The sequence below is a fragment of the Gordonia paraffinivorans genome (assembly GCF_900683595.1).
GTDB classification, from domain to species: Bacteria; Actinomycetota; Actinomycetes; order Mycobacteriales; family Mycobacteriaceae; genus Gordonia; species Gordonia paraffinivorans.
The window spans coordinates 761256-776776 of sequence record NZ_CAACYD010000007.1 but is presented as its reverse complement, the minus strand read 5'-3'; the positions used below and the strand labels follow the sequence as shown (position 1 = coordinate 776776).

Here is a 15521-nt window from a genome sequence, read left to right as displayed (position 1 = left end):
CCTGCGAAAACCCGTCAAGAATTCCGGAGCTGCTCGGCCACCCGGCGCGCGACCTCCTCGGCCGACGTCCCGGCCGGATACGTCACCACCGTCACCTGCTGTTCGGCCGCGTCGGCGCTCGGCTCGCGTACGGCACCGAGTGCCGTCCGGACTCGCGCCAGCTCCCGCCGGAGCCGGTCGACGCTCGCCTCGGCGTCTCCGCGGATCATCTGTCGGAGCAGGTAGTTGTGGGTGCCGGTGATCGCCGCGACGTAGGCGACGATGTGCACCGGCGGCTCGCCGGGCAGCTCCCGACGGAGGAACTCCTCGAAGGCGCCCTGGTAGCGGTAGGTCGTCACCAGCTCGCGGTCGCGCAGCGCCGGAACCTCCTGGACCACCTGCGCACGACGCACCGCCAGGTCGCGGTCCCGCTCGAAGTGACTGAACACCACCTCCGCCGCTGCGCACACCGCCGACCACGGGTCGCCGTCGTACGATGCCAGGGCCTCGCCGACCTGCGCGAGCAGCGTCTCGTGGTCGGCGAAGATGACGTCTTCCTTGGACCCGAACTGCCGGAAGAACGTCCGGCGCGACATCCCGGCCGCCGACGCGATCTGCTCGACCGTCGTCGACTCGTACCCGTGCTCGCTGAACAGCCGGATCGACTCGGCGACGACGTGCATGCGAAAGCCCGCACCATCGACATCGGCAACTGACATGCGTCAAGTATCACCACAGGTTCGCGGGTCATTCGCGTGGACCTCGCGCTCGATTCGACCCACCGCGTACCGTTTCACGGCGATGAATCAGTGGCCACCCGGCGATCCCGCGCGCTTCGGACACCCGCCGCATCGGCCGAATCCGTGGCCGGCACCGCCACCACCTCAGACCTACGGCCCGGTCGTCCGGACCCATGTGATCGCCGACGAGGGCATGGCGAAACGGATACAGCGCGAGAACGGACGCGGGTCGCTGCTCGCGACCGTCATCCCGATCTGGCTGTCTCAGGCGATCGGCTTGGGCGCGATGTGGTTCGGCATGACCGACGAGCGGAAGGTGACGCTGGTCCTCACCGCCGCCTTCGCCCTCATCACCGTCATCTCGATCCTGATGATGACGGCGTGGACGCCGTACATGATCCGCCGGTACTACGGCGCCGGGATCCCGCTCTCCGCCGAGTTCGGACCCGACCACATCGCGTTCACGTCGGGCACGCACACCCAGGTCGTCCGGCTGTCGCAGATCGGCCGGATCATCGTGGGCCGCAATGTGATCCGCATCAGGGCCCACGGCGCGTACGGCGAGCGCATCGTCATCCCGAGGGAGCTCGTGCCGACGAACATCGCCGCGTCGCTGGGCGAGCGCTTCGACAATCCGGGGTTCCGGCACTGGGTGTGACCGGACCCGTACCGACGACGGAAGGCCACCCCCGAGAAGCACCCTCGGCGGACACGTGGATGACACCTCGTCGTCGACGATCCGCAGGAGGCCGCTTTCGGGGGACGCTCTCAGTCCGTGCGGGACTCGGGACCCGGACAACCACAACCGCGGCCGAACACCCCTGTGGAGCGCCGGGGCGCACGCGCGTCCGCGGTCGCCGGGAGTCCTCGGCGCTCACCCATCCGGACGCGGCGCACGACGTTCTCGACGTCGCGCCCCGCCGCGCCGTGGAGGCTCAGAGGTCTCGCGGCGTCACTCCGCGCGGGCACGCTCACGCAACTCACCCTTGAGGACCTTGCCGGTGGGAGTGCGCGGCAGGTCGCCGGCGAAGACGATGTCGCGCGGCACCTTGTACCCGGCCAGCAGACGACGACCGTGCTCGATGAGCTCCTCGGCGGTCAGCGTCGCGCCCGGGTTGAGCAGCACGTAGGCACGCGGGCGCTCACCCCACTTCTCGTCGGCGACGCCGATGACCGCGACGTCGAGCACCGCGTCGTGGCTAACCAGCGCCTGCTCGACCTCGATGGTGGAGATGTTCTCGCCGCCGGAGATGATGATGTCCTTGGCGCGGTCGCGCAGCTGGATGTAGCCGTCGGGATGCATCACGCCGAGGTCGCCGGTGTGGAACCACCCGCCCGCGAACGCCTTTCGCGTCTCTTCCTCGTCGCGGAAGTAACCGGCCATCACGTTGTTGCCGCGCAGCACGATCTCGCCCATCGTCTCGCCGTCGGCGGGGACGTCGACCAGCGGCAGCGAGTCCGGGACGACGACGCGGGCGTTCTCCGCCTGCACCATGCCGACGCCCTGACGCGACAGCTTCGCCGCGCGCTCGTCGGGCGCGAGGTCGCTCCAGGAGTCCTGGTACTCGCAGATGGTGTACGGCCCGTAGACCTCGGTGAGCCCGTACACGTGGACGACGGTCACGCCGATCGCCTCGAGCGACCCGATGACCGTCGGCGACGGCGGGGCGCCCGCGGTCGTGATGCGCAGCGGCCGGTCGAGCCGGTGCGCCCGCGGCGAGCCGACGATGGTGGTGCACACGGTCGGCGCGCCGCACATGTGGGTGACACCGAGGTTGTCGATGGCGTCCCAGATGGCCTCTGCCCGCACCGCGCGCAGGCAGATGTGGGTGCCGCCGGCGTGGGTGACCGCCCACGGGGTGCACCAGCCGTTGCAGTGGAACATCGGCAGCGTCCACAGGTACTTGGTCTGGCCGGTGAACTGGTTGTGGAAGGTCTCGCCGAAGGAGTTCAGGTACGCGCCGCGATGGGTGTACATGACGCCCTTGGGCTTGCCGGTGGTGCCGGAGGTGTAGTTGATCGCGATGATCGTGTTCTCGTCGTCGACGGTCCACGGGATCGGCGACGGGTCGAGGTCGCCGGCGGCGGCGAGGTGGTCCTCGTAGGAGACGAGGCCGGGGACGCCGGACTCCCCGACGGGTCCGCCGGTGACGCCGAACTCGGGGTCGGTGATCTCGACGACGGTCTCCACCTGCGGGACGTCGGCGATGATGTCGGCGACGGTGCCGCGGAACTCGGCGTCGAAGTAGAGGGCCCTGGCGCCGGAGTGCTCGAGGATGTAGACCAGCTCGGGCCCGGCCAGTCGCGAGTTCAGGGCGACGAGGACGCCCCCGGCGAGCGGGACGGCGAAGTGCGCGATCAGCATCTCGGGGATGTTCGGGGCCAGGTAGGCGACGCGATCGCCCGGCGCGATCTTCGACCGCAGCACCCGGGCCAGGCGCTGCACGTGGTCGGCGAACTCGGCGTAGCTGTGGCTGCGGCGGCCGTAGACGATGGCCTCGCGGTCGGGGAAGACCGCGGCGGAGCGTTCCAGGAACCGGAGCGGGCTCAGTTCGGAGCGGTTGGCCCCGCCCCACTCGGTGGTCGACGAACCCAGGCCCGTCGCAGGTGCATCCGGGGTGGACACCGACATCTTTCCTCCAGAGAATCTCTCGATCACGCCACTCGACAGGGGGCGGTGTGACGGGCCATACGTAGACGGCGGGTCAGGGTAGGCGATCACATCACAACCCCGTCACCCCCCGAAGAGGGGGCTCGTCGCCGAAGTCGTGACCGGATCGGTGCATTGGGCAAGCCCCACAAAAGCTGGGGCGCACGTCACGGACTTACGTACGGTGGATTCATGTCGACTCCCACCGAGAGCCCCTCACCGTCATCGCCGGACGAGACCACTCCGGACACCACCGGCCCGGGTCACACCCCGATCGCGACGAAACCCACGTCCGACGATCCGGTCGCCCCGGCCGACGTCTCCGCCGACGACGACCTGTCCGCCGACGAGCGCGCGCTCCTGGTCGACAACCTCCGCTTCGTCCTCGACGGCCGCTGGCGCAGCGTCCGCGACACCGTCCGGGAGAATTCCAACCGGGCCGACCTGCTGCCCGACCCCTCCCTGACGCTGGACGAGGCCCGCGAGCGGATTCTCGGGATCATGCGGGAGCTGGCCTCGCAGGGATTCGCGGCGGCCGGGTTCGCCGCCGACCACGGCGGCACCGGCGACATCGGCGCCTCGATCACCGCGATCGAGATGCTCGGCTACGCCGACCTGTCGCTCATGGTGAAGGCCGGCGTCCAGTGGGGCCTGTTCGGCGGGGCCGTGGAGAACCTGGGCACCGAGCGCCATCACCAGAAGTACGTGCCGGGCATCATCGACCTCGACATCCTCGGTTGCTTCGCGATGACCGAGACCGGACACGGCTCGAACGTGCAGGCCCTCGAGACCACCGCCACCTACGACCGCGACACCCGCGAGTTCGTGATCCACTCCCCGACCCCGTCGTCGCGCAAGGACTACATCGGCGGCGCGGCGAAGCATGCCCGGTACGCCGCGGTGTTCGCCCAGCTGATCACCGGCGGCCCCGACGAGGAGCCGACGGGCCGCGGCGTGCACTGCTTCGTGGTGCCGATCCGCGACGAGGACGGCAACGACCTGCCCGGCATCACCACCAGCGACTGCGGATACAAGGGCGGACTCGCCGGCGTCGACAACGGCCGCATCATGTTCGATCAGGTGCGCGTCCCGGCCGAGAACCTGCTGAACCGCTACGCCGACGTCGCCGAGGACGGCACGTACAGCTCGCCCATCGAGAACGAGAACCGCCGGTTCTTCACCATGCTCGGCACCCTCATCCGCGGACGCGTCAGCGTCGCCGCGACCGCCGGCGCCGCCGGCCGCAAGGCGCTGACCCTGGCCACCCGCTACGGCCTGATCCGCAAGCAGTTCGAGGCGCCGGAGGGCACCGACGAGATCACCGTCATGGACTACCTGGGCCATCAGCGCAAGCTCCTCCCGCTGATCGCCAAGTCGTATGCCATCGCGTTCGCCCAGAACGAGATCACCGCAGAACTGCACGAGGTCCAGTCCGGGGCGGCCGACGACTCCGACGCCGGACGGCAGCGCCAGCTCGAAGGCCAGGCGGCCGGGCTCAAGGCGTACGCCACCTGGCACGCCTCGCACGCGATCAACGTCAGTCGCGAGGCCTGTGGCGGCGCCGGCTATCTCGACGAGAACCAGCTCTCCATCATCCGCGGCGACATCGACGTGTTCACCACGTTCGAGGGCGACAACACGGTCATGACCCAGCTCATCGCCAAGGAGCTGCTGTCGGCGTATTCCGAAGACGTGCAGGGTCTCTCGGCGGGCGGATGGGTCAAGTTCATCGCCGGGATGGCGCGCGACATGGTGGCGGAGAAGACCGCCGTCCGACAGGTGGTCCAGACCCTGCTCGACAGCTCCGACGAGGACACCGAGAAGTCCGCGCTGACCAACCGCGGCACCCAGATCCGGCTCTTCCGCAACCGCGAGGACCACCTGGTGCGGACCTGCGCGCAACGCCTGCGCCGCGCACTCGACGACGACAACGACGCCTTCGACGTGTTCAACAACGCGCAGGACCACCTGCTCAAGGTCGGGCACGCGCACATCGAGCGCGTGGTCCTCGAGGCCTTCATCGAGGCGATCGAGAACTGCGATTCCCGCTCTGCCGCAGAACTTCTGGGCAAGGTGTGCGACCTGTTCGTGTACTCCGCCCTCGAGGCCGACCTGTCCTGGTTCATGATGCACCGCCACATCTCGGTCGAGCGCGCCAAGGCGGTTCGGCGGGGCGTCAACGAGCTCTGCCAGGAACTGCGTCCGCACGCCCGCACTCTCGTCGACGCCTTCGGCGTCCCAGAGGAGCTGCTGCGCGCGCCGATGCTCGTCAACGGCTGAGCGGCGACGACCCGAGCACGACACACCAGCGACAGGCGCCCGGCCCACGTGGTCGGGCGCCTGTCGTCGTCGGTGCCCGTCTCACCACGCTGTTCGCGACCTCGGTGTTTCGACTCGCGACATCGAGGGCAACACTGCCCAGGACGCCGCCGTGTAGTAGCCGCAGCGACGCATCGACGATCTCGGCACCCGTCCTCCCCATGGCCTGCGACGGGCGAATCAACACGACAGTCAGGGGAATCCATGTTCCGCCATACCGACTACATGCAATTCGACGTCAAGCCCGAAAAGCCCGACCCCGTCTATGCGCGCAAGCTCCAAGAGCTGCTGGGCGGCGCGTTCGGCGAGATGACGGTCACGATGCAGTACCTCATGCAGGGCTGGAACTGTCGCATGAAGGGCAAGTACAAGGACCTCATCATGGACATCGCGACCGAGGAGATCGGTCACGTCGAGATGATCGCCACGATGGTGGCCCGGCTCCTCGAGGGCGCGCCGGTCACCGACTCCACCGCCAACGCCCTCGGCGACCCGGTGGTGGCCGCGGTCCTCGGCGGCTCCGATCCCACCCAGGCCGTCTTCTCCGGCGGCGGGCCGCGCCTGGCCGACTCCAACGGCGTGCCGTGGAACGCCGGCTACATCGTCCACAGCGGCAACCTGCTCGCCGACTTCCACGCCAACGTCACCGCGGAGGCCCAGGGTCGCGTGCAGACCGCCCGCCTGTGGCACATGACCGACGACCCGGGCGTCAAGGACATGCTGCGGTTCAACCTGGCGCGCGACACCCTCCACCAGAACCTCTGGCTCAAGGCCATCGAGGAGCTCAAGGAGGACGGGCTCGAGGGCACCATCGCCCCCGACGACCTGTTCGACGAGGAGTACAGCGAGCACGCGAGCACGATCTGGCATCTGTCCGACGGCGAGGACTCCGACAAGGGCGGCTGGGCGAGCGGCCCGACGCCCGACGGCCGGCACGAGTTCACGTTCCTGGCCGACCCGCAGCCGCTGGGTGAGCGCCAATCGGGTCCGCCGCCGGATCCGAAGCTCTATGCGACGTACGACGGCGCCATGGGGACGCCCCAGAAGCCGAAGTTCGGCACGGAGAAGGGCGTCATCGGCAAGATCAAGGACGCCGTCGATCCCGATCCGACCGGCTAGATCCGCCCGACGCGCGGCGTCCGCGGCCCCGGACCCGGGGTCGCGGCGTCGCGCGTTCACGGGCGACCCGAACCGGGCCATAACCGTCCCGCGACGGACCATCCGACACGGAGGTGTCACATGACCGCTCTACCCGACCTGCTGACCACGCCGTTCCGGTGGCTGGCGGCGCTGCGGCACGCCCGGGTGTTCCACCCCGACGGACTGCTGTGCGGCGGTGTCGCATCGGTGGCCGGCGATCACCCGTTGCCGTTCCGTTCCGGGCCGGTAACCGTGCGTCTGTCCAAGGGGATCGGCACGCCCGGCGGGCTGCCCGACATCGTGGGGGTCGCCATCCGGTTCCCCGGTGCGACCGACCCCGTCTCGCCCGTGCCCACCGCCGCCGGCACCTGGGATCTCCTGCTCGCCGGACCTGCGCCGCTGTCGGGACGCCTGCCGATCCCGCTGCCGTCGACGCACTGGGCGCCGACGGCGGTCTCGAGCCTCACGCCCTACCGTCACGACGGCGAGCTCTACTGGATTCGCGCCCGCATCGTCGAGCCCACCGGGCCGACGGGACTGTCGATCGAGGACCTCGCCGCGTGCCTGAGGACGAACCGGAAGATCGTGCTCATCCTCGAGGCCGGGTTCGGTCGCTTCGTGCCCATCGCCCGGATCGAACTCGACCACGCGCTGACCGGCCTCGATGTGGACTTCGACCCCATCCTCAACCGCCCCGAAGGCGTCGAGTTCGCGCCGTCGTGGCTGGGCGACCTACGCCGACGCGCCTACCGCGACAGCCGGCAGGGGCGTCACTCGGCGGTGTCCTGACCCTTCTCGGGTTCGGACCCCTTGCCGGAATCGGGGTTCTTCCCGGACTCGGTTCGGCGCGACGGCCCCAGCCCCATCCGGACGGCAGTGTGGGCCTGGGTGAGTTCGCTGCGGAATCGCGCGACGTCGCGCGCCCACGCCTGGGCCAGCTTCCCCGACTTCAGCCGGACGCCGACGCCCTTGCGCCGGCGCGGCACCCCGTGGAGCTCGCCGAGTGCCGGGGCGCTCTCCCAGTCCTCCGGGGTCGGCGAGTTGTTCGGCGGGAAGATCTTCTCGATGTCGGCCAGGTCGGTGGTCACCGCGCCCTGGCGCAGGGTCGTCTCGGTCAGTTCGACGCTGACGTGCCTGCGGGCCGCCGACACCTGCACCAGCGAGAAGCCGACGAGCAGGACCAGGAACACGATGAGGACCGGCCAGTGCACCGGACCGGGCGAGAAGATCTCGAGTGCGAGCACCGCGCCGACGAGCACCGGGCCGATGAGGATCACCCACCAACTCCCGCCCGGCTCGTAGAACAGGACCTCGCCCGACTCCCGGTCGGGCCCGCCTGCCTTGCGGGTGTCGTCGGTCACGGCTTGGTGCTGCGCCCGAGGTTCCGCTTCTTGCGCGGTTCGGGTTCCTTGCCGGTGAACCAGAACTCCGACTCGGGCCGGTACGCCAGCAGCGAGCCGAACAGGCCGATGACGCCGGCGAGCAGCGTGAGGGCGAAGAGCGGCGATCCCAGGCCCACGCTCAAGAACAGCAGCATGGCGACCACGACGAGCGTCAGCGCCGACAACGACGAACGCCAGCGGACGTCACCGGTGAAGGCCTTGCTGCCCAGCAGGATGTAGGCGAGACCCACGATAAGGACCAGGACGCCCAGCGCGCCGAAGGCCACCGTGCCGGAGTCGTCGAACACCGACACGACCACCACCAGTGCGCCGAGCAACGCCATCAGCACACCCGAGGCGAGCCAGCATCGATAGGCCCAGACGACGAGTTTCGGACGCTGCGCCGGGTCGGGACTTGTCACTGCTTGTTCGGTCCTTCGGTGTCGGTGTTCTCGGTTCCGGTGGGCTGGGACCCGGGCCCCTGTGCCGGGCTCTGCGTCGGGTCCGCACTGGTCGCGTCACCGGATCGACTGCCACCATACGGTGTACCACCATGCTCCGGCGGGGTCTGTGACGCAGATCCGTGGGGGCGTCCCGGATCGTTCCCGGCCGGGTTCGGGGTATGGGGATTCTGGCCGTAGGGGTTCTCGTGGTACGGGTTCTGCTCGTACGCGCCCCGCCCGTACGGACTCTGCCCGTACGGATTCTGGGCGTACGGATTCTGGGCGTACGGGTTCGGGCCGTGGACCGCCGGTGCGGGCTGCGGCGTCTTGGCGGCCTTGCGGACCTGCGCCATGCGCCGGCAGTACTTCTCCGAATCGCCCTTCATGAGCAGCACCGTCGCACCGAGCGCGGCGACGCCGCCGATGACCAGCGGCACCATGGCCCACGCCGGGGAGATGTCGGCGAAGAACGAGAAGACCATGTCCACGACGATGTAGACGCCCATCGCGCCGAGCACGATGCGCGCCCAGTTGTAGCCCTTGCGGGTGAGCCAGACGATCAGGGCGGTGACCGCCGTGAGCGCCACGGTCATCGCGACGAGGATACCGATGATGACGCCCGCCGAGGTCGCGGTCTCCAGCTGCTCGGGTGTCAGGCCCTCCGGCGGGTTCTTGCGGACCTGCTCGCGCAGGGAATCGATCATGCTGCCGGTCTGCGCGAACCGCCCGATGATCTGGCCGAGGACGGCCACGACCCACAACTCGACGGCGATCGCGATCGAGTCCGGGATCGACGGGCGCAGTTGCGGTTCGTCGGGCGCGGTCCCAGGGGACGACGCCCCGGAGGACTGCGGCCCGGAGGACGGGTCGAACGGTGCGGACATGGATTCCAGCCTAGTGAATCCGCCACTGCGACCGTCGGGCCGATGAGCGGCCTCGCGCCGCGGCGGCGGTGCGGTCAGGACAGCAGTTCGGCGACCTCGGCGGCCCAGTAGGTCAGGATGATCGACGCTCCGGCACGCCGGATCGAGGTCAGCGACTCGAGGATCGCCGCGTCCCGGTCGATCCAGCCGCGCTCGGCGGCCGCGGTGATCATCGAGTACTCGCCGCTGATCTGGTAGGCGGCCACCGGCACGTCGCTCATCTCGGCGACGTCGCGGACGATGTCGAGATAGCTCATCGCCGGCTTGACCATCACGATGTCGGCGCCCTCCTCGAGGTCCAGCCGGACCTCGCGCAAGGCCTCGATGCGATTGGCCGCATCCTGCTGGTAGGTGCGGCGGTCGCCCTGCAGCGACGAGCCGACGGCCTCGCGGAACGGGCCGTAGAACGCCGAGGCGTACTTGGCGGCGTAGGCCAGGATGCCGGTGTCGGCGAAGCCCTCGGCGTCGAGTGCGGCGCGGATGGCGGCGACCTGGCCGTCCATCATCCCGCTCGGTCCCAACAGGTGGGCGCCGGCGCGCGCCTGTGCGAGCGCCATCGACACGTAGCGGTCGAGGGTCACGTCGTTGTCGACGCGGCCCCGGCCGTCGAGGACGCCGCAGTGGCCGTGGTCGGTGAACTCGTCGAGGCAGGTGTCGGCCATCAGAACCGTCGAGTCGCCGAGATCATCGGTCAGCGCGCGCAGGGCGCGGTTGAGGACGCCGTCGTCGGCATCCGCGGCCGATCCGGCCGCGTCCTTGTCCTCGGCCCGGGGAACGCCGAACAGCATCAGCCCGCCGACCCCGGCCTCCACGGCCGATGCCGCGGCGGCGCGCAGCGAGTCCATCGTGTGCTGCACGACGCCGGGCATCGAGGAGATGGGCTTGGGCTCGTCGATGCCGTCGGCGACGAACATCGGCAGCACGAGTTGCCGTGGCGCGAGCGTGGTCTCGGCGACCAGACGCCGCATCGCGGCGGTGGTGCGCAGCCGGCGGGGCCGGATGAGGGGTGCCATGTCCGACGCCCCGCTCACGAACGCGACCGGCGGGACTTCTTGCGCGGCGGGGGCAGTGCGCCCTCGGCACGAAGCCGTGCGGCGTGTTCGGCGAGCGCGTCGACCAGTTCGATGACCGAGGCGTTCTCCGGCTGCACGTCCACGCGCAGGCCGAACTCCGTTGCGGTCTCGGCGGTCTTGGGGCCGATGCACGCGACGATGGTGCGCGCGTGCGGCTTCCCGGCGATGCCGACGAGGTTGCGGACCGTCGAGCTGGAGGTGAAGCAGACCGCGTCGAAGCCGCCGGTCTTGATCATCTCGCGGGTCTCGGCGGGCGGCGGAGCGGCGCGCACGGTGCGGTACGCGGTGACGTCGTCGATCTCCCAGCCGCGGTCGCGCAGGCCCTCCGACAGGGTCTCGGTGGCGATGTCGGCGCGCGGCAACAGGACCCGGTTCACCGGGTCGAAGACGTCGTCGTAGGGCGGGAAGTCCTCGAGGAGACCCAGCGAGCTCTGCTCACCCGACGGCACGAGTTCGGGGTTGATGCCGAAGGAACGCACCTTGTCCGCGGTGGCCTCGCCGACACAGGCGATCTTGACGCCCGAGAACGCGCGGGCGTCGAGGCCGAACTCGGCGAACTTCTCCCACACGGCGCGCACCGAGTTGGTCGAGGTGAACACGACCCACTGGTAGCGGCCGTCGACGAGTCCCTTGACCGCCCGCTCCATCTGCGCGGGGCTGCGCGGCGGCTCGACGGCGATCGTCGGCACCTCCTTGGGGATGGCGCCGTGGCTGATGAGTCGCTCGCTCATGTCGGCGGCCTGGTCCTTGGTGCGCGGCACCAGCACCGTCCAGCCGTAGAGGGAACGCGACTCCCACCAGGAGAGCTTGTTGCGGGCGCCGACGACCTTGCCGACGGTGACGACCAGCGGGCCGGTGAGCGCGTTGCCCTGCTCGTTGAGCGTGGCGAGCGTCGCCTCGATGGTGCGCTGGGCGCAGGTGGTGCCGTTGATGGTGATCGCAGCGGGGGTCTGCGGGGCCATGCCGTGCTCGGTCAGGGCGCTGGCGGTCTCGGCCAGGTGGCCGGAGGTCGCGTGCAGGACCAGCGGGCCCGGGGCCGCGGCCAGGGCGGCCCAGTCGACCTCGCCGCGGACGTCGGCCTCGGTGTGGGTGGAGCCCAGCGGCATGCCCGCGTAGCTCGGCACCACCGACGCGGCGGGCAGGCCCGGCAGCACCTCGAAGGTGACCGACGTGCGGGCCACGGCGTTGACCTCCGCGAGCACCGAGTCGGTGGTCAGCGGGTCGCCGGCCACGATGCGGACCACGTCCTCACCGTTCTTGGCGGCGGCGACCAGGGTCTTGGCGACCTCGGACGGATCGCCGAGCGCGGGCCGGACCACCGACTCCTCCTCGGCCTTGCCGGCCTCGGCGGTCGCGGTCTCGTCCTTGGCGGCGTCGGCTTCGGCGGCCTTGTCGGCCTTCTTGGTCGAACGGCGAGTGTTCGGTGCGGGGTCTTCGCGATGCGCACTGCCGATCAGCGAGACCACGGTCGACGGCACATCGGGGTCGATGTAGGCCGTGGTCGCATTGACGATCACGGTGCGTGCCCGCACGGTGAGCAGGTCAGGATCACCTGGACCCGACCCCACGAACAGGATCCGTCCGGGATTTGCCTTCTTCGTACGGCTCATGGGTTCGCACTCTCCTGCCCTCTGCGCCGAGGGCTGCAGTTCGTTCTCTGCTAGGGAGAGTTGACGAGTTCGCCCGCTCCCAGCTCCAGCAGTTCGGCGGCGAGGTCCTTGCCCAGCTCGACGGCCCGATCGACCGGGCCCACCACCGATGCACGGATCACGTCGGAACCGTCCTCGGCCGCCACCGCCGCGCGAAGCGACAGTTCGGCGAAGATGCGCCCGTCCTCGTCGATCGACTCGACCACCTCGGCGATCGCACCGACCGGCGCGGTGCACCCGGCCTCGAGGGCCGCGAGCACCGACCGTTCGGCCTCGATGGCCGCACGGGTGGACGGATCGTCCAACTCGGCGAGTATTCTCACCAGTTCGGCATCGTCTGAGCGGCACTCGACTGCCAGAGCGCCCTGCGCCGGAGCCGGCAGCATGACCACCGGATCGAGCGCCTCGGTGACCACTTCGGTCCGTCCGATCCGCACGAGCCCGGCCCGGGCGACCACGACCGCGTCGAGTTCGCCGCTGGCGACTTTGCCCAACCGAGAATCTAGGTTGCCTCTTAGGGGGCGGATTTCCAAACCGAGACCCAATGCTCTAAGCTGTGCGGCCCTGCGCGGCGCGGAGGTCCCCACCACCGAACCCGGCGGCAGTTCTCCCAGCACCAGACCGTCCCGGCTGACCAGCGCATCCCGGGGGTCGACGCGGGTGGGGACCGCCGCGATGGTGAGGTCGTCCTCGGGGGCTGTCGGCAGGTCCTTGTAGGAGTGGACGGCGACGTCGACCTCGTTGTTGCGCAGCGCCACGCGGATCGCCGTGGTGAAGACGCCGACGCCGATCTCGGCGACCGGCCGGGCCGAGGCGTCGCCCTCGGTCTTGATGATGACCAGTTCGGCGGGGTGACCGGCGGCGGTCAGCGCGTCGGCGATGGTCTGGGCCTGGGTGGTGGCCAGCAGCGAACCCCTGGTGCCGACGCGGATCGGCGCGGATGCGGATGAGCTCATCGGTCGCCCTGCTGTTCCGCGGCGTCGGTGGTGAACCGATCCGGTGCCGACACCGATTCGGCCGCACCGGGTTTGAGTTCGAAGAGCTCGCGCAGGGCCTCGGCATAGTGATCGCCGTTCGGGGTCGAGGCGAGCTGCTTGACGCGCACGGTCGGGGCGTGCAGCAGCTTGTCGACGACGCGGCGGACCGTCTTGGCGATCTCGTCGCGCTGCGAGCTCTCGAGGTCCGGCAGGCGGGTCTCGAGGCGCAGGATCTCGGCCTCGACGACGTCGGCGGCGCGCTGGCGCAGCGCGGCGACGGTCGGCGTGACCTCGGCCTGGCGCTGGTGGGTCAGGTAGTCGGCGAGCTCGGCCGCGACGATCGAGCGGGCCGCGAGGGTGTCGTTCTCGGCGGCCTGGGTCGCGGAGTCGCCGCGCAATCCCTCGATGTCGACGACGTGCACGCCGGGCAGCCGCGCGGCGGCCGGGTCGACGTTGCGCGGGAGACCGAGATCACAGATGACCAGGGGCGAGGAGTCGTTCTTGCGGGTGCGCTCGGCGAGGGCCGAGTGGACCGCGCCCACGGTCACCACGTTCCCCACCGCGCCGGTGCAGCTGACGACCACGTCGGCGTCGGCCATCGCCGACGGCAGGTCGTCGAGGCCGACCCCGTGCACGGCGATGCCGTGGTTGGCGGCGATGTTGTCGGCCAGGTGGCGGGCGTTGTCGACGGTGCGGTTGACGACGTACATCTCGGTGACGCCGTCGCGCGCGAGGTGGGCCGTGGCCAGACCGCCCATCGCCCCGGCGCCGACCACGACGGCCCGCCGCAGCCGGTGCGCGCCGGTGGCGGGATCGGTGAGCAATGCCTTGGCGCGGCGCAGCGCGACGGAGACGACGGATGCGCCGGCGCGGTCGATGCCGGTCTCGGTGTGGACGCGCTTGCCGACCCGCAGCGCCTGCTGCGCGAGTTCGTGCAGGACGCGGCCGGCGGAGTCGTTGGCGTCCGCGCTCAGGTAGGCGTTGCGGATCTGCCCGAGGATCTGCTGCTCGCCGACGACCAGCGAGTCCAGCCCCGCGGCAACGGTGAACAGGTGCTCGACGGCGGCTTCGGAGTAGCGCACGTAGGCGTATCGGGTCATGTCGTTGACGGTCATGCCCGAGTGGTCGCCGAGGACCTCCCCGACCGCCTCGAGGGCCGGGTGGAAGGCGTCGACGACCGCGTAGATCTCCACGCGGTTGCAGGTCGAGACGACCATGGCCTCGGAGATCGAGCGCGATGACAGGAGCTGGTCGACCAGCTTCGGACGGTCGTGGTCGGAGACCGCCAACCGCTCCAGCACCTCCACCGGAGCACTGCGGTGCGATACCCCGAACAACAGAACACTCACGCTGTCACCGTTTCTTCACCCATTGCGTTTTCCTGGCGCCCGTCGGCCGCCTTCACCTCGCGAGGCGGCGCGCTGACGTCGTCGCGTGAGGAGATCTCGAGGTGGTCGCGTGCGGCCTGCGCTGCGGCCTGAGTGGCGCCGCGCGAGGCCTGGAACGACAACACCTGCAACTCCAAGGCTAGATCAACCTGTCTGACGACGACATCCGCCTCCGTCGTCAGCGACACGGGAGTGACGTTGAGCACCTGGCGGACGCCGGCGGCGACGAAGGCGTCGAACGCCTCCTGCGCGTGCTCGTCGGAGGTCGCCACCACCCCGATCTCCACCGCCGGGCGCATGCGCCGGCAGGCCTCGGTGATGTCGGACAGCGGCGCGATGGCCGGGCCGCCGGCCTCGAGAGACGTCCCGGTCAGCGACGGATCGGCGTCGAACATGGCGGCCACCCGGAAACCGCGGCCGAAGCCGGTGTGGGCGAGCAGCGCGCGCCCGAGCTGCCCGGCGCCGGCGAGCGCGACCGTGTGGACGCTGTCGGTGTGCAACGCCATCGAGATGCGCGCGGTGAGGCGTCCGACGTCATAGCCGACGCCGCGCACGCCGTTGGCGCCGATGTAGGACAGGTCCTTGCGCAGGATCGCGGGGTTCACCCCGGCCGCGGTGGCGAGCTCGCCGCTCGAGGCGATCAGGGTGCCGCGCCGGCTGAACGACCGCAGCACGTGGAGATAGGTGGCCAGTCGCGCGACGGTGGGCGCGGGGATGTCCTGCCGGGACGGCGACGGCGTCTCGGACGCGGGAGGGTCGGCGTCGCCCGACTTCCGACGATCGGCGCCCACGTTCACCCCCAGACATCCGGCTCACAGGTCGTGTCGAGGATATAACCCCCGTGTGAATCTCTTCACA

14 protein-coding genes are annotated in these 15521 nt (G+C 70.1%); 4 read left to right on the top strand and 10 right to left on the bottom strand.

Annotated features, from left to right (window positions below; translation table 11 throughout):
* Nucleotides 1-14: 14 nt before the first annotated feature.
* Nucleotides 15-698, bottom strand: coding sequence for a TetR family transcriptional regulator (locus E1P53_RS16530; RefSeq protein WP_040526317.1), 684 nt, complete (start codon nt 696-698; stop codon nt 15-17).
* Between the two features lie 82 nt (nt 699-780).
* On the opposite strand from E1P53_RS16530, the gene E1P53_RS16525 reads away from it, so the two are divergent.
* The gene (locus E1P53_RS16525) at nt 781-1377 is read left to right on the top strand and encodes a hypothetical protein (protein WP_040526315.1); all 597 of its coding nucleotides are present in this window, start codon (nt 781-783) and stop codon (nt 1375-1377) included.
* Between the two features lie 294 nt (nt 1378-1671).
* Here E1P53_RS16525 and E1P53_RS16520 read toward each other — a convergent pair whose 3' ends face one another.
* Nucleotides 1672-3351: an AMP-binding protein gene (locus tag E1P53_RS16520; RefSeq protein WP_006899077.1), complete on the bottom strand. Its 1680-nt coding sequence runs from the start codon at nt 3349-3351 to the stop codon at nt 1672-1674.
* A 210-nt stretch (nt 3352-3561) separates the two neighbouring features.
* On the opposite strand from E1P53_RS16520, the gene E1P53_RS16515 reads away from it, so the two are divergent.
* The 3 genes from E1P53_RS16515 (at nt 3562) to E1P53_RS16505 (ending at nt 7617) form a co-directional block, all read left to right on the top strand.
* Nucleotides 3562-5649 carry an acyl-CoA dehydrogenase family protein gene (locus E1P53_RS16515; protein ID WP_131734942.1) on the top strand — a complete coding sequence of 696 codons (2088 nt, stop codon included), beginning with the start codon at nt 3562-3564 and terminating at the stop codon, nt 5647-5649.
* A gap of 243 nt (nt 5650-5892) precedes the next feature.
* Nucleotides 5893-6807, top strand: coding sequence for a manganese catalase (locus E1P53_RS16510; RefSeq protein WP_006899075.1), 915 nt, complete (start codon nt 5893-5895; stop codon nt 6805-6807).
* A 120-nt stretch (nt 6808-6927) separates the two neighbouring features.
* A complete protein-coding gene (locus tag E1P53_RS16505) occupies nt 6928-7617 on the top strand; it encodes a hypothetical protein (protein ID WP_006899074.1) in 690 nt (229 codons plus the stop codon).
* On the opposite strand, the gene mce1N is transcribed toward E1P53_RS16505, so the two are convergent.
* The 8 genes from mce1N to E1P53_RS16465 all read right to left on the bottom strand — a co-directional run bounded on the left by mce1N (nt 7599) and on the right by E1P53_RS16465 (nt 15454).
* Complete coding sequence (mce1N, locus tag E1P53_RS16500; protein WP_131734941.1) at nt 7599-8189, bottom strand: transport-regulating membrane protein Mce1N; 591 nt, start codon at nt 8187-8189, stop codon at nt 7599-7601. The genes E1P53_RS16505 and mce1N overlap by 19 nt on opposite strands.
* Entirely contained in the window at nt 8186-8632 is a 447-nt protein-coding gene (locus E1P53_RS16495; RefSeq protein WP_131734940.1) for a hypothetical protein, read from the bottom strand. Before E1P53_RS16495 ends, mce1N begins: the two co-directional genes overlap by 4 nt.
* Nucleotides 8629-9537 carry a hypothetical protein gene (locus E1P53_RS16490; RefSeq protein ID WP_131734939.1) on the bottom strand — a complete coding sequence of 303 codons (909 nt, stop codon included), beginning with the start codon at nt 9535-9537 and terminating at the stop codon, nt 8629-8631. Before E1P53_RS16490 ends, E1P53_RS16495 begins: the two co-directional genes overlap by 4 nt.
* 74 nt (nt 9538-9611) lie before the next feature.
* Complete coding sequence (gene hemB / locus E1P53_RS16485) at nt 9612-10589, bottom strand: porphobilinogen synthase (protein WP_131734938.1); 978 nt, start codon at nt 10587-10589, stop codon at nt 9612-9614.
* Nucleotides 10590-10603: 14 nt separating this feature from the next.
* Nucleotides 10604-12259, bottom strand: a complete 1656-nt coding sequence (locus E1P53_RS16480; protein ID WP_131734937.1) for a bifunctional uroporphyrinogen-III C-methyltransferase/uroporphyrinogen-III synthase — start codon at nt 12257-12259, stop codon at nt 10604-10606.
* Between the two features lie 50 nt (nt 12260-12309).
* Nucleotides 12310-13254, bottom strand: coding sequence for a hydroxymethylbilane synthase (gene hemC, locus E1P53_RS16475; RefSeq protein WP_006899068.1), 945 nt, complete (start codon nt 13252-13254; stop codon nt 12310-12312).
* On the bottom strand, nt 13251-14624 hold the full coding sequence (locus tag E1P53_RS16470) for a glutamyl-tRNA reductase (RefSeq protein WP_006899067.1): 1374 nt from the start codon (nt 14622-14624) through the stop codon (nt 13251-13253). The genes hemC and E1P53_RS16470 overlap by 4 nt, the downstream gene beginning before the upstream one ends.
* The gene (locus tag E1P53_RS16465) at nt 14621-15454 is read right to left on the bottom strand and encodes a redox-sensing transcriptional repressor Rex (protein WP_040526330.1); all 834 of its coding nucleotides are present in this window, start codon (nt 15452-15454) and stop codon (nt 14621-14623) included. The genes E1P53_RS16470 and E1P53_RS16465 overlap by 4 nt, the downstream gene beginning before the upstream one ends.
* Nucleotides 15455-15521 lie beyond the last annotated feature (67 nt).